The organism is Shewanella polaris (assembly GCF_006385555.1).
Taxonomy (GTDB): Bacteria; Pseudomonadota; Gammaproteobacteria; order Enterobacterales; family Shewanellaceae; genus Shewanella; species Shewanella polaris.
Map to the genome: position 1 here is coordinate 167,741 of NZ_CP041036.1, position 15,240 is coordinate 182,980.

General features: G+C 43.1%; 11 protein-coding genes, 1 tRNA gene and 3 rRNA genes. 9 read left to right on the top strand and 6 right to left on the bottom strand.

Going from position 1 to position 15,240, the window contains the following annotated elements; genetic code table 11:
- Nucleotides 1–239: 239 nt before the first annotated feature.
- Genes ccmE through ccmA form a run of 5 tightly spaced genes read right to left on the bottom strand, consistent with a single transcriptional unit; the run spans nt 240 to nt 3,022 of the window.
- A complete protein-coding gene (ccmE, locus tag FH971_RS00710; RefSeq protein WP_137223871.1) occupies nt 240–734 on the bottom strand; it encodes a cytochrome c maturation protein CcmE in 495 nt (164 codons plus the stop codon).
- Nucleotides 718–930, bottom strand: a complete 213-nt coding sequence (gene ccmD / locus FH971_RS00715) for a heme exporter protein CcmD (RefSeq protein WP_137223869.1) — start codon at nt 928–930, stop codon at nt 718–720. The genes ccmE and ccmD overlap by 17 nt, the downstream gene beginning before the upstream one ends.
- On the bottom strand, nt 930–1,676 hold the full coding sequence (gene ccmC, locus FH971_RS00720) for a heme ABC transporter permease CcmC (protein ID WP_137223867.1): 747 nt from the start codon (nt 1,674–1,676) through the stop codon (nt 930–932). The genes ccmD and ccmC overlap by 1 nt, the downstream gene beginning before the upstream one ends.
- Nucleotides 1,676–2,362 carry a heme exporter protein CcmB gene (gene ccmB, locus FH971_RS00725; RefSeq protein WP_140232974.1) on the bottom strand — a complete coding sequence of 229 codons (687 nt, stop codon included), beginning with the start codon at nt 2,360–2,362 and terminating at the stop codon, nt 1,676–1,678. Before ccmB ends, ccmC begins: the two co-directional genes overlap by 1 nt.
- Nucleotides 2,363–2,371: 9 nt before the next feature.
- Nucleotides 2,372–3,022: a cytochrome c biogenesis heme-transporting ATPase CcmA gene (ccmA, locus tag FH971_RS00730; protein ID WP_137223863.1), complete on the bottom strand. Its 651-nt coding sequence runs from the start codon at nt 3,020–3,022 to the stop codon at nt 2,372–2,374.
- Between the two features lie 325 nt (nt 3,023–3,347).
- Between ccmA and FH971_RS00735 the strand changes: the two genes are divergently transcribed.
- Complete coding sequence (locus tag FH971_RS00735) at nt 3,348–3,641, top strand: c-type cytochrome (protein ID WP_137223861.1); 294 nt, start codon at nt 3,348–3,350, stop codon at nt 3,639–3,641.
- 95 nt (nt 3,642–3,736) lie between these two features.
- On the opposite strand, the gene ccmI is transcribed toward FH971_RS00735, so the two are convergent.
- Nucleotides 3,737–4,990, bottom strand: a complete 1,254-nt coding sequence (gene ccmI, locus FH971_RS00740) for a c-type cytochrome biogenesis protein CcmI (protein WP_140232976.1) — start codon at nt 4,988–4,990, stop codon at nt 3,737–3,739.
- Nucleotides 4,991–5,408: 418 nt separating this feature from the next.
- On the opposite strand from ccmI, the gene FH971_RS00745 reads away from it, so the two are divergent.
- From FH971_RS00745 to FH971_RS00780, 8 genes are all read left to right on the top strand, one after another.
- The gene (locus FH971_RS00745; protein ID WP_137223857.1) at nt 5,409–7,379 is read left to right on the top strand and encodes a heme lyase CcmF/NrfE family subunit; all 1,971 of its coding nucleotides are present in this window, start codon (nt 5,409–5,411) and stop codon (nt 7,377–7,379) included.
- Between the two features lie 16 nt (nt 7,380–7,395).
- Complete coding sequence (locus FH971_RS00750) at nt 7,396–7,950, top strand: DsbE family thiol:disulfide interchange protein (protein ID WP_137223855.1); 555 nt, start codon at nt 7,396–7,398, stop codon at nt 7,948–7,950.
- Nucleotides 7,950–8,432: a heme lyase NrfEFG subunit NrfF gene (nrfF, locus tag FH971_RS00755; protein ID WP_140232978.1), complete on the top strand. Its 483-nt coding sequence runs from the start codon at nt 7,950–7,952 to the stop codon at nt 8,430–8,432. Before FH971_RS00750 ends, nrfF begins: the two co-directional genes overlap by 1 nt.
- Nucleotides 8,433–8,527: 95 nt before the next feature.
- The gene (locus tag FH971_RS00760) at nt 8,528–9,034 is read left to right on the top strand and encodes a TlpA family protein disulfide reductase (protein WP_167496064.1); all 507 of its coding nucleotides are present in this window, start codon (nt 8,528–8,530) and stop codon (nt 9,032–9,034) included.
- 533 nt (nt 9,035–9,567) lie between these two features.
- Nucleotides 9,568–11,110: ribosomal RNA gene (locus FH971_RS00765) — 16S ribosomal RNA — on the top strand.
- 382 nt (nt 11,111–11,492) lie between these two features.
- Nucleotides 11,493–14,395, top strand: a 23S ribosomal RNA gene (locus FH971_RS00770).
- Nucleotides 14,396–14,546: 151 nt separating this feature from the next.
- Nucleotides 14,547–14,662 (top strand): 5S ribosomal RNA (rrf, locus tag FH971_RS00775).
- Together the 16S, 23S and 5S rRNA genes with 1 tRNA gene alongside form the textbook arrangement of a ribosomal RNA operon.
- Nucleotides 14,663–14,767: 105 nt before the next feature.
- Nucleotides 14,768–14,844: transfer RNA gene (locus tag FH971_RS00780), tRNA-Asp, on the top strand.
- Nucleotides 14,845–15,240: the final 396 nt, after the last annotated feature.

The window sequence follows — 15,240 nt, forward strand, 5'->3', positions numbered from 1 at the left end:
TATTCGCTTCAATCATCTGCCTTGCCTACGCACTTTGAACTCCCGCTGAAAGATCACATATTTAATAGGATTGGTATAAATATACAACCCACATAGTTAATCAAATAAATTCGTTTATCCATTCTTTGACATGTAACTATGGCTCCATTCTTTTGATGCTAAGAGTGTTTTATAGGTATAAAAATGCCAATCATAAGATTGGCATTCGTCATTTTAGATATTTGATTGTCTAAATTTGTCTATTGATACTTGTAACCTTCAGCTTGTTTTTCTGAATATTCCGGCTTTTCATGCTTTTGTCCCATAGCTTCAGCAACTTCGGGTGGCATATAATTTTCATCATGCTTAGCAAGTACTTCTGTTGCTTCTAACTTACCTGACTCTACAAGTACCCCTTGGGCAACAATACCTTGGCCTTCTCTAAATAAGTCAGGCAATAAGTCATCATATGTTACGAACACAGTTCCGCCCGCTGAATCATGTACCGCAAATTCAACATGCAAACTTTCTGGATCTCGTTTCATTGAACCAATAGTTACCATGCCACCAACTCTAAGCCGTTGACCCACCTCAGGCATTACACCTGTATCATTTTTTCCGTGAGTAATTTCATACGGTGTATAGAACAAATTTAAATTTGAATTTAATGCGAACAGCAATAATGAAGCAACTGCTGCGACGCCTCCAATTAATCCAACTGCCAGCGTTAATCTTTTTTTACGTCTTGGATTCACGGTTATTACCTCTTGTTTCTTTCAAGCGTTGTTCGCGGGTTATCTTTTTAGCAATTTCAATCAGAACCTTACGTTTTTGTCTAACGCTAAGAGTGATTAAAACAGCCAAACAGCCAAACGTTACACCATAGGATAGCCAAACATAGAATGCATAACCGCCCATATCAAGAAAATCTTTGAATGAATCAAATTGCATTATTTTGCCTCCTCTACGGTTGCTAAGTCTCTCACCCATGGACGCATTCCATTTCGAGCAAGAATCTCTGTTCTATATCTAATGAGGGTAATCGCCCCGATCATTAGGCCAAATCCAGCCATGTTAATTAATAATGGGTACAACATATCACTCGACATTGTAGATTTTTCAGTAATTTTAATAGTAGATGGTTGATGTAAACTACTCCACCAATCAACAGAGTATTTTATAATAGGGATATTAATTACACCTACAATAGCAAGAATGCCAGAAGCTCTAGCGGCAAGAACTTTATCTTCGAATGATGCATAGAGTGAAATAACACCCAGATATAAAAACAACAATACTAGCTCAGATGTTAGACGTGCGTCCCATACCCACCAAGTACCCCACATCGGTTTTCCCCAAGCAGAGCCCGTGAGTAAAGCGATAAAGGTGATGATGGCACCAACAGGAGCAATTGCCGCAGCAGCCCAATCAGCAGATTTAATTTGCCACACCAAACCAACAAATGAAGCTGATGCCATCGCCATATAAGCTGCCATTGACATAGATGCTGCTGGAACATGGATATAGATTATGCGAAAGCTATCTCCTTGTTGATAATCCATAGGAGCAAACAATAACCCCCATGTTGTCCCTAAACCAATTAACGCGATTGCTAGACAGGCAAACCAAGGCAATAGAGTGCCAGATAATTTGTATGCTCGTTCTGGGTCTGCATATGTATGAAGCCATTTCCACATTAGTTTGTACTCACACGTAAAGAGGCGCCAATTGCGAAAGGTGCCAAGATTAAAGAACCGATCAACATCGCTGCAAGTATCGCAAGCTGACCATTATAAGCCATGTTAAGTCCCGCAGCATCAATTGCACTTGTGGCAAAAATCAGTACAGGTATATATAAAGGTAGAATGAGTAAGCTTAGTAACACTCCTCCTTTTCTGAGTCCAACGGTTAGTGCAACACCTATTGCACCTAGTAATGATAATATTGGTGTACCTAATGCTAGTGTTGACATTAATGCACCGTAACTATTGTCGTCTAAATGTAATAGTACTGCGAGTATTGGTGCAACTAAAATCAACGGAACGCCTGTGAGTATCCAATGCGCAAGTACTTTTGCTAATACCATTAATGCTAATGGTTGTGGGCTCAGAAGCATTTGCTCTAAGCTGCCATCATTGTAATCCGCTTTGAATAATCGCTCTAACGACAACATTGAAGCTAATAACGCCGCTACCCAAATTATCCCTGGTGCTACTCTAGTTAACACTTGAGGTTCTGGTCCAATTCCTAAAGGAAAAAGAGTGACTACCAGAATAAAAAATAACAGTGGGTTAAAAATATCACCACGATGTCGGATTGCAATTCTTAAGTCACGTTGCAAAAGCGTCATGAATGCGTTGGTGTAACTGATTCCTCGTTTCATTCAAATACCTTATACAAAGCGATAGTCGAGAGTGATTTTACGTAATATGGCATCATTAATAATGCCCATATCTTGGTGAGTGGTTAACACCACACACCCTCCCGATTGGGCGTGTTGAATAAAAAGTTGTTCTAGTTCTTCAACACCTTTTTTATCAATCGCGGTAAATGGTTCATCGAGGATCCATATCTTACAGTTACTATGCTGTAACCTTGCTAATGCAGTTCGTCGATGTTGCCCCGCAGATAAGTGGCCCGCAAGAGCTTCTTCAAAACCCGCTAAATTCACTTTCTCTAAAATCTCTGTGGTATCAAAATCATCATAACCACTAATTCTTAAATTGAAATTAAGGTTTTCTTCCGCTGTAAGCTCACTTTTTACTCCAGCTAAATGTCCAAGGTACAAAAGGTCTAGATTAAATTCGTCTCTACATCGATTGATGTTTTCGCCATTATATTCAACTTCACCTGCATATGGGCGTGATAAACCAGCAATAATACGCAATAGACTGGTTTTTCCAGCACCATTAGGACCTTCAATTTGGACAATATCACCGGCATTGATATTAAAACTAAGTTCATCAAATAAAATGCGTTCTTCCCGAATACAGGTTAATTCGTTGGCACTTAATAGTACTTGTGATTGGTTTGATATAGTCACTTATCCCTCTTAATTTACGCGTGAGGATGAATTCAAAAAGATATTAACACAAACACTTTTATCGGTTTAGTGTTGCTACTGATTAAGTGTTAGCAATTTGATATGGTTCCAAAATAATGAATCTAGTTTGAACTTTTTTAACAATTACTAATATATTACCTGAACTACACAGATTGTCTTAATTTAGGGACTAAGCTGAGATTGTTATCACAAAAAGATGAGTTTTTTTGCTATTTGTAGTAACCTAGTGTTGCTAAAATGAGTCTGCCTTCTAAATCAAAGGGCGGCGTTAAGCTTTGTATATTTGCAATTAGGAACGTTAAACATGAAAAAATTGTTAGCAATGACTGCAGTAGCTGCACTAACTTTGTCTGCAAATGTATTTGCTCAAGAAGGTGAAGCTGTATTTAATAAAGCGTGTCAAGTATGTCATACAATGGGTGTGGCCGGTGCGCCTAAAGCTCATGATGCTGCGGCATGGGAACCACGCCTAGCGAAAGGTTTAGATACCTTAGTAGGTTCAGTTAAGTCTGGTTTAAATGCAATGCCACCAGGTGGTATGTGTACTGACTGTACTGATGAAGATTACAAAAACGCAATTCAGTTTATGTCCAAGTAATTTTCAATTAGATCAAAAAACCGGCTTAATAGCCGGTTTTTTTATGGGGAAATATGAGTAATGTTAACCTATAACATCACTCATATTGATCGTTGTTACTGTACTAAGGTATCTAGTATTAGTGCAGCATTTCCACCCACTTTGACAGCTTTAACCATACCTTTTAAATCGCCTGATTGTGGTTTAACGCTGCCATTCTTAGACAATACAGCAATGACTTCTACTTCTTGTGCTGAACTTAGTGTTACATCGCCACCCATTGAGGTACTGTCATCTAGAGTAATCGTCATCGGTAAACTACTTGCACTAATCTTAGTTGCAGCTAATGGTACTTTCGGACCTTGAGTTGAACGAGCGAAAATAAAGACCGTATCTGTATCTGCTACTTTATCAGCTAAATCCGGTGAAATAGATATTTCAATGGCTACAGTTTTTTCATTGTTAGCTATAACAGATTTGTGGTTGGCATCATTAGGCATTGCACTTGAATCTTCACCAAGGCGCATATTAGCAGACTGAATTGCGTTCATTAATGCAGTTCTATCAACATCATCACGGTCACTGTCTAAGATCATTTGCCAAGCATCAATAGCTTTCTTGTAGTTTGCGGTAAAGAACGCATCCATACCTACGAGAAGTAGTGTAGAAGGGTCTTGTGGGTCTAACGCTAAAGATTGATCAATTATAGCTTGAATCGCCGGTGACATCTGTTGATTAGCTTTATAATACAAAGCTGTTGCTTTAGGCCCGAGAAGTTCAGCCTGAGTGCCCACGAGTTCCATGACTTTATCAAATGCAGAAATCGCTTTATCATATTGGTTAGCAGAAATATAAGCATGACCAAGACTAAACCAAGCTTGGCTATCGTCTGGCTGCGCTTGCACTTTGGCTTCCATCATCTGTACTTGTTGCGACATAATTTGCCCCGCGTCCATACCTTGATGCGGGTTACTTGCCTGTGGTGGATTAGCTAATTCGTCGTAAGCACCAAGTTGTTGATATAAATAACCAGATATCGCTAGCAAGCAAAAGGTCATAAAAACAGGCCACAAAGCACTTTTAGGCTTCATTTCGACATCAAGAGAGTCATCCCCCTTCTGTTGCATGTCTTGAAGCAGATTTATTTCAAGCTCTTTTTTTAATGCATCAAATTCGACTTGATCTAAATGTTCGTTGTGTAATTCTTTTTCAAGTATAGCTAAACGTTCTGCATATAGTTCAAGGTTAGTTTGTCTACGAACGCCAGACTCTTCAGCTTGTAACAGCTTTGTCTGGCGAAAATGCGGAACCCAAATCATGATTAGGCCGATAACTACGACAAGCGCAATAAAAATCCAAAATGTGGTCATGGTGTCAATATTCACTTTTAGGTTAACTGAGAAAACGGTATATACCGCCGTGCTTGGAAACTTGATTATACGTAAAGATTATTCATTGAACAGTAATATAAGAAAAGATATGAATCCAAATCCTGAGAGTTGCGTACTGGTTCACATATTGAATACTTGGTCTAACTAATGGTTAAACTTTACAGAGGTAAATTTGTCAGATAGGTAGTTAAAAGTTTTTGTTTTGATCAAATCGATGTTCATAATGAGACTAGTGACCCAATTTTGTACGAAAATGGCAGACAGAAGCCATAGCAAGTTTTAGAATGCGTTAAAATTCGTTTAAGCTAATGTGCGTATATTAGTTTCATCGCATAAATTAGTACTGCCGTGATTTGTTTGTTTCAAATCCGCTCATCTTTTAGACTAAGGAATACCCATGATCCCAGAACTTGGACATTTCTCGCTAATTCTCGGTTTGGCTTTTGCCCTACTGTTAGCGACCGTACCGTTATATGGTGCCGCTCGTAAAGACCAGTATCTCGTTCGTTATGCTTGGCCACTGACATATGGAATGTTTTTCTTCATCACTCTATCGGTTATCGCACTCGGATACAGCTTTGCTGTTGATGATTTCTCTGTGGCTTATGTTGCACATCATTCCAACTCCGAACTACCTATATTCTTCAAAATTGCTGCTGTGTGGGGTGGTCATGAAGGGTCATTGTTATTCTGGGTCTTCGCATTATCTGTATGGACAGCATCTGTTGCACTATTCAGTAAAGGTTTAGAAGAAGTATTTACTGCTAGGGTATTATCAATACTAGCAATGATTGTCGTCGGCTTTAGTTTATTCATGATACTTACATCAAGCCCATTTGAACGACTATTCCCTATACCTCTAGAAGGGCGAGACTTAAACCCAATGTTGCAAGATGTTGGCTTAATTTTCCATCCGCCGATGCTATATCTAGGATATGTAGGTTTTTCTGTCTGTTTCGCTTTCGCTATTGCAGCGTTAATGAGTGGCAGACTTGACTCTGCATGGGCCCGTTGGAGTCGTCCTTGGACATTAGCGGCTTGGATATTTTTAACCGGTGGTATTTCATTAGGTTCTTGGTGGGCGTATTACGAATTAGGTTGGGGCGGTTGGTGGTTCTGGGACCCAGTTGAAAATGCTTCATTTATGCCTTGGTTAGTTGGTACTGCACTCGTGCACTCGTTAATTGTGACTGAAAAACGTGGTGCATTCCGTAACTGGACTGTATTGCTATCTATTTTCGCATTCTCATTAAGTTTACTTGGTACCTTTATTGTACGTTCGGGCGTGTTAACGTCAGTGCATTCATTCGCTGCTGACCCTAGTCGTGGTTTATTCATCCTATTGTTATTGGGTATTGCTATTGGTGGATCGTTAACACTATTTGCATTCCGTGCCAGTGAAATGAGTAGTCCAGCACGATTTGAACTAAAATCGAAAGAAACCTTGCTGCTGATTTGTAACGTATTACTGACTGTTGCAGCGGGTACCGTATTACTCGGTACACTTTACCCACTACTTATTGATGCATTGGGTATGAGCAAGATTTCGGTTGGCCCTCCATATTTTAATGCCGTATTTGTGCCTATTGTATTAGTCTTATTTGGCTTTATGGGTATTGGTCCAATTATACGTTGGAAGAAATCTAAACCTGGTGAAATCAAAAGACAGTTACTTGTCCCAGCTATCATAGCGTTAGTTGTGGGTGTTGCTGCTCCTTTTGTTGCAGGCGGCGAGTTTAACGCTTGGGTAATGTGTGGTGTCGGTGCGACAACGTGGATAATGCTAGCTACTCTACGTGCAGCTTATAATATGGTGAGTAATAAAGACGGAAGCATCAGTCTTAATAAAATGGGACGCAGCCAATTAGGGATGCTCTTCGCTCACTTTGGTATTGCCGTCTCTGTTTTAGGTGCCACTATGGTGTCTAATTATTCAATCGAAAAAAGCGTACGTATGGGACCTGGTATTAGTCAGGAACTGGCTGGTTATACATTTAAGTATTTAGAAACTAAAAATGTTGTCGGTCCTAACTATACTGCGAAGCAAGGTCAGATTGAGGTTTATAAAGATGATGAATTACTCACTTTATTAAAGCCTGACCGTCGTCAATATAACGTACGTACTATGGATATGACCGAAGCTGGCATTGATTGGGGATTATTCCGAGATCTCTATGTCACTATGGGTGATCCGATTAGCTTAACTGAGTTTGCAGTACGCCTTAACTACAAACCTTTTGTTCGTTGGTTGTGGTTTGGTTCAATCTTTATGATGATTGGGGGCTTCCTCGCAGCGTCAGATAAGCGCTATCGTGTGAAGCAAGTCGCTACAGTAAATGCAGTAAAAGAAAAACTAGCGACAGCTTAATTAACTCGGAGACATTATGAAGAAGTTAGTTCTGTTTATACCTTTGGTCATATTTTTGGTTATGGGTGTATTTTTATACCAGGGGTTATTTCTTAATCCTAAGGTGCTCGATTCTGCATTAGAAGGAAAGCCATTACCGGCTTTCCAACTTGAGCGTTTAGAAGTGCCTAGTGAACTTGTCACTGAGAAAGATCTTCCAGCAAAAGTGTCTATGCTGAACTTTTGGGCGACTTGGTGTCCAGCATGTAAATATGAACATCCTTATTTACTGATGTTATCTAAACGTAACATATTGCCTATTTACGGCATCAATTACCGCGACGAGCGTGCATTAGCGGTAAAAGAGTTAAGGACTCAAGGCGACCCATATACCATGAACCTCTTTGACGTAAATGGTCGAATGGGTTTAGATCTTGGAGTTTATGGTGCTCCCGAAACATTTATTGTTGATCATAACGGTATTATTCGATATCGCTATGCAGGACCAATAGATCAAACGGTTTGGACACAAACTTTGTATCCGATGATTCAGCAATTACAGGCTGAAGCTAAAATAGATGGAGCATCGTAATGAAAATTATCACTCATTTTTTACTCAGTTGCGCGAGTCTATTATTTGCTGGGTCTGTTATGGCTACACCAGTAGATACTTACGAGTTTAAATCTGTAGAGAATCAGGAAAGAGCATTGGCACTCTCGGACCAATTACGTTGTCCACAATGTCAGAATCAAAACTTGGTCGATTCAAACTCTCCAGTTGCGAAAGATTTACGTCTTGAAGTATACAAGATGGTTGATGGCGGGAAATCTGATGATGAAATTATCAATTTTATGACCAGTCGCTATGGTAATTTTGTTTTGTATAAACCAAAGTTAGATTCTGAAACATATATTCTATGGCTTGGTCCATTCGGTTTACTTATTTTGGGTCTTTTTATTGGTTTTATCTTTGTACGGAAACAACGTATCCAAGAATCTGAATCAACAACCTTATCGACAGAGCAGCAGGCTGAGTTGGATGCACTTTTAAATAATGATAAGACAATTAAGTAAACAATGGAGTATTAACCTTGAAACAGTGGTTTGCAATTATCTTCAGTAGCTTCTTTCTTATTGGTATTATAAGCGCGGCTAATGCATACCCTGGTATGCAGGCTGCCGCAGAGCAAACCTCTGAATCAACCCTTGAGCGGATTAATGTACTACCACAGCCATTTCCAGTTGCTTTAGTCGATTTTACTGACCTAGTAGGTGAGTCTGTCAATTTTGAGCAATATAAAGGAAAAGTGGTAGTTGTTAATCTTTGGGCTACTTGGTGTCCTCCATGTGTTAGAGAGCTCCCAGCATTACATCGCTTAAATCAAACGCTCAATGCTGAACAATTTGCATTAGTGCCGATTTCAATTGATGCTGAAGCGGCAAAGATTGTACAGCCATTTTTAGCTGACTTAGGTTTATCGGCTTTTAATTCTTACTTTGATCCACACCAACAACTACGTGATGTATTTCCACTCGACACAATACCTGCAACATTTATCTTAAATGAGCAAGGTGAGCTGGTGGCCTATGTTCGTTCATACGTTGATTGGGATGATGAAAATGCCATAACGTTTTTGTCTCAATTCAGCACAAAGCATAAAAAGCACAATAAATAAGCAAAAATACAATTAAAAAGAATAAAAGGATCGCTATTGGTGAAAAGATCGCCAAGCGATCCTTTTTTATTAAAAAAGGGGTTGCACTAAATCTTGTGTTGCCTATAATGCGCATCCACTGACACGGCAGATAGCGCAAGCAGTCACCGGGTTAGGTTGAATTAAGTGCTTCAAAACACTGAGTTCAACAGCGAAAAGAAAGTTTGAAAAAACACTTGACGCAGCAATCGGAACGCGTAAAATACGCCTCCCAAGCCAACGACCTAGCGTCTTGTGGCGATACCTGAAAAATCGGTATCATCGCTCTTTAACAATTTAAACAAGAAATCTGTGTGGACATTCACAGGTATTGAGTTATTCGAAATTGTCTTCTGTTCTTCGGAATGTTGGCAATCAAAAAATTTCAACTCAATGCAACGATGAATGTTCATAGCAATATGTAACAAGCATTTTATAGATTCTTCCGAGTTTATAAGGTGTAAATCAGAATTCATTGAGCCGAAATATTCCTAACCGAATATTTCAAAAAACTTTAATTGAAGAGTTTGATCATGGCTCAGATTGAACGCTGGCGGCAGGCCTAACACATGCAAGTCGAGCGGTAACAGAAAGTAGCTTGCTACTTTGCTGACGAGCGGCGGACGGGTGAGTAATGCCTAGGGATCTGCCCAGTCGAGGGGGATAACAGTTGGAAACGACTGCTAATACCGCATACGCCCTACGGGGGAAAGGAGGGGACCTTCGGGCCTTTCGCGATTGGATGAACCTAGGTGGGATTAGCTAGTTGGTGAGGTAATGGCTCACCAAGGCGACGATCCCTAGCTGTTCTGAGAGGATGATCAGCCACACTGGGACTGAGACACGGCCCAGACTCCTACGGGAGGCAGCAGTGGGGAATATTGCACAATGGGGGAAACCCTGATGCAGCCATGCCGCGTGTGTGAAGAAGGCCTTCGGGTTGTAAAGCACTTTCAGTAGGGAGGAAAGGTAGCGTGTTAATAGCACGCTGCTGTGACGTTACCTACAGAAGAAGGACCGGCTAACTTCGTGCCAGCAGCCGCGGTAATACGAGGGGTCCGAGCGTTAATCGGAATTACTGGGCGTAAAGCGTACGCAGGCGGTTCATTAAGCTAGATGTGAAATCCCCGGGCTCAACCTGGGAATTGCATTTAGAACTGGTGAACTAGAGTCTTGTAGAGGGGGGTAGAATTTCAGGTGTAGCGGTGAAATGCGTAGAGATCTGAAGGAATACCGGTGGCGAAGGCGGCCCCCTGGACAAAGACTGACGCTCATGTACGAAAGCGTGGGGAGCAAACAGGATTAGATACCCTGGTAGTCCACGCCGTAAACGATGTCTACTCGGAGTTTGGTGACTTAGTCACTGGGCTCCCAAGCTAACGCATTAAGTAGACCGCCTGGGGAGTACGGCCGCAAGGTTAAAACTCAAATGAATTGACGGGGGCCCGCACAAGCGGTGGAGCATGTGGTTTAATTCGATGCAACGCGAAGAACCTTACCTACTCTTGACATCCACAGAAGCCGGAAGAGATTCTGGTGTGCCTTCGGGAACTGTGAGACAGGTGCTGCATGGCTGTCGTCAGCTCGTGTTGTGAAATGTTGGGTTAAGTCCCGCAACGAGCGCAACCCCTATCCTTATTTGCCAGCACGTAATGGTGGGAACTCTAGGGAGACTGCCGGTGATAAACCGGAGGAAGGTGGGGACGACGTCAAGTCATCATGGCCCTTACGAGTAGGGCTACACACGTGCTACAATGGCGTATACAGAGGGTTGCAAAGCCGCGAGGTGGAGCTAATCTCACAAAGTACGTCGTAGTCCGGATTGGAGTCTGCAACTCGACTCCATGAAGTCGGAATCGCTAGTAATCGTAGATCAGAATGCTACGGTGAATACGTTCCCGGGCCTTGTACACACCGCCCGTCACACCATGGGAGTGGGCTGCAAAAGAAGTGGGTAGTTTAACCTTCGGGAGAACGCTCACCACTTTGTGGTTCATGACTGGGGTGAAGTCGTAACAAGGTAGCCCTAGGGGAACCTGGGGCTGGATCACCTCCTTACCTATACGACTAACTCAATACCTAAAGTGCAGCAATGCATGTGAGTGTTCACACAGATTACTTGTTAACTTCTTCGGAAGGTAAGTAAAACACACCGCGAGCCGGTTAAGTGTTGTTCTTTAACAATTTGGAAAGCTGATAGTACTAACTAAAGGCGCATAGATGATAATTCGTTGTCGTTTGTGTGATTACGTTAGTGCGAAAAATAATACTGATACGAAAGTATCAGTATCTTGAGTTCTCAAAACACTGTTTAAGTGTCTTGAATATTCTAAAAACTAAGGCGAGTCCACTTCCTACCCTGGAGGTGAGACAAGTAAAAACCAGCTAGTTGCGATATAACGCAGGTGGTTCACGAAAGTGAAACTCATTTGGGTTGTATGGTTAAGTGACTAAGCGTATACGGTGGATGCCTTGGCAGTCAGAGGCGATGAAGGACGTAATAACTTGCGAAAAGCGTTGGCGAGCTAGTAATAAGCATTTGAGCTAACGATATCCGAATGGGGAAACCCAGCAGCATAAGCTGTTATCACTACATGAATACATAGTGTAGTGAGGCAAACCCGGGGAACTGAAACATCTAAGTACCCGGAGGAAAAGAAATCACCGAGATTCCCCTAGTAGCGGCGAGCGAACGGGGATTAGCCCTTAAGTCTATGGGGTGTTAGTGGAATGTGTTGGAAAGCACAGCGGCACAGGGTGATAGCCCCGTACATGAAAACTAACCATAGATGAAAACGAGTAAGGCGGGACACGTGACATCCTGTTTGAATATGGGGGGACCATCCTCCAAGGCTAAATACTCCTGACTGACCGATAGTGAACCAGTACCGTGAGGGAAAGGCGAAAAGAACCCCTGTGAGGGGAGTGAAATAGAACCTGAAACCGTGTACGTACAAGCAGTGGGAGCGGTTCTTGAGACCGTGACTGCGTACCTTTTGTATAATGGGTCAGCGACTTACGTTTTGTAGCGAGGTTAAGCGAATAGCGGAGCCGTAGGGAAACCGAGTGTTAACTGCGCGTTTAGTTGCAAGGCGTAGACCCGAAACCGAGTGATCTAGCCATGGGCAGGTTGAAGGTTGAGTAACATCAACTGGAGGACCGAACCGACTTATGTTGAAAAATGAGCGGATGACTTGTGGCTGGGGGTGAAAGGCCAATCAAACTCGGAGATATCTGGTTCTCCTCGAAAGCTATTTAGGTAGCGCCTCGAGCGAATACCATTGGGGGTAGAGCACTGTTAAGGCTAGGGGGTCATCCCGACTTACCAACCCTTTGCAAACTCCGAATACCAATGAGTACTACTCGGGAGACAGACAGCGGGTGCTAACGTCCGTTGTCAAAAGGGAAACAACCCAGACCGTCAGCTAAGGTCCCAAAGTGTATGTTAAGTGGGAAACGATGTGGGAAGGCTTAGACAGCTAGGATGTTGGCTTAGAAGCAGCCATCATTTAAAGAAAGCGTAATAGCTCACTAGTCGAGTCGGCCTGCGCGGAAGATTTAACGGGGCTAAACATACCACCGAAGCTACGGGTGCATGCCATTAGGTGTGCGCGGTAGAGGAGCGTTCTGTAAGCGGTTGAAGGTGAAGGGGTAACCCACACTGGACGTATCAGAAGTGCGAATGCTGACATGAGTAACGATAAAGGGAGTGAAAAACTCCCTCGCCGAAAGACCAAGGGTTCCTGTCCAACGTTAATCGGGGCAGGGTGAGTCGACCCCTAAGGTGAGGCCGAAAGGCGTAATCGATGGGAAACAGATTAATATTTCTGTACTTTTGCTAACTGCGATGGAGAGACGGAGAAGGCTAGGCTAGCGCGGCGTTGGTAGTCCGCGTTTAAGGTAGTAGGCTGTATTCTTAGGCAAATCCGGGAATACGTACTTAAATGTACAGGTTGAGAGCTGATGACGAGTCACTAAGGTGATGAAGTAGTTGATGCCATGCTTCCAGGAAAATCTTCTAAGCTTCAGGTTAGTAGAAATCGTACCCCAAACCGACACAGGTGGTCGGGTAGAGAATACCAAGGCGCTTGAGAGAACTCGGCTGAAGGAACTAGGCAAAATGGTACCGTAACTTCGGGAGAAGGTACGCTGCTGTCGGTGATGGGACTTGCTCCCTAAGCTGACGGCAGTCGCAGATACCAGGTGGCTGCAACTGTTTATCAAAAACACAGTACTGTGCAAAATCGCAAGATGACGTATACGGTATGACGCCTGCCCGGTGCCGGAAGGTTAATTGATTGGGTTATCTTCGGAGAAGCTCATGATCGAAGCCCCGGTAAACGGCGGCCGTAACTATAACGGTCCTAAGGTAGCGAAATTCCTTGTCGGGTAAGTTCCGACCTGCACGAATGGCGTAATGATGGCCACGCTGTCTCCAGCCGAGACTCAGTGAAGTTGAAATTGCGGTGAAATGCCGTATACCCGCGGCTAGACGGAAAGACCCCGTGAACCTTTACTATAGCTTGGCACTGAACATTGAACCTACATGTGTAGGATAGGTGGGAGACTTTGAAGCTTGGACGCTAGTCTGAGTGGAGTCAATCTTGAAATACCACCCTTGTAGTTTTGATGTTCTAACCGCGGCCCCTTATCGGGGTTCGGGACAGTGCCTGGTGGGTAGTTTGACTGGGGCGGTCTCCTCCCAAAGAGTAACGGAGGAGCACGAAGGTTGGCTAAGTACGGTCGGACATCGTACGGTTAGTGCAATGGCATAAGCCAGCTTAACTGCGAGACATACACGTCGAGCAGGTACGAAAGTAGGTCATAGTGATCCGGTGGTTCTGAATGGAAGGGCCATCGCTCAACGGATAAAAGGTACTCCGGGGATAACAGGCTGATACCGCCCAAGAGTTCATATCGACGGCGGTGTTTGGCACCTCGATGTCGGCTCATCACATCCTGGGGCTGAAGTCGGTCCCAAGGGTATGGCTGTTCGCCATTTAAAGTGGTACGCGAGCTGGGTTCAGAACGTCGTGAGACAGTTCGGTCCCTATCTGCCGTGGGCGTTGGATGATTGAAGGAAGCTGCTCCTAGTACGAGAGGACCGGAGTGGACGAACCGCTGGTGTTCGGGTTGTTATGCCAATAGCATTGCCCGGTAGCTACGTTCGGAATCGATAACCGCTGAAAGCATCTAAGCGGGAAGCGAGTCCTAAGATGAGTCATCCCTAGAGCTTTAAGCTCTCTAAAGGGCCGTAGGAGACTACTACGTTGATAGGCAAGGTGTGTAAGCGTTGTGAGGCGTTGAGCTAACTTGTACTAATGACCCGTGAGGCTTAACCATACAACCCAGATGTGTTTTACTGACCTTAGTGTTAGAATAGAGCGCTTAGACAGTGTGAGAGACTCAATACTCTTAATAAGAGTAAAAGCAATCAGCTTTCCGAATTATTATTTAATGCATCAAGAATAATGCGTTAGATAAGCAAAATTTGTCTGGAAACCATAGAGCTGTGGCACCACCTGATCCCATTCCGAACTCAGAAGTGAAACACAGTATCGCCGATGGTAGTGTGGGGTCTCCCCATGTGAGAGTAGGTCATTTCCAGGCGCCTAATAACTCGAAAGAGTAGCTTCAATATGAAGCGAGTCTCCTAGCCATGACACGTTAGCGACTTAAAAAGTATTTAGCATCGTGCGTAAGCAATTTGTTAAAGGAGCGGTAGTTCAGTTGGTTAGAATACCGGCCTGTCACGCCGGGGGTCGCGGGTTCGAGTCCCGTCCGCTCCGCCAATTACATCGAAGCCTCGTCATTAGACGAGGCTTTTTTGTATCTGCAATAAACAAGATAACAGCTTAGCTTATTAATTTTCCGTTATACAAGTTCCATTCATTATGTGCTCAATCAATCAGGATCACTCAGGTTTTCAGTTTGAGGTGCATTGTTAAAAGAATGGTTATTCCACAATGCAACAACGAAATGGTACACAAAGTGGCCCATCTCGTATGTTGGACAGATGTAGGTTAGCATCCACCAGTCAAATCGAAGCCTTGCCATTAGACGAGATTATTTGTTTCACATCATGGAACAAATCAGTTGGATAGAACGTCAGTTATTTCCATCATAGCGATTTAAATTTATGACTAAATTATCATTGCCTTGTTCTTGTAGCGCGGTAGATGACCCGT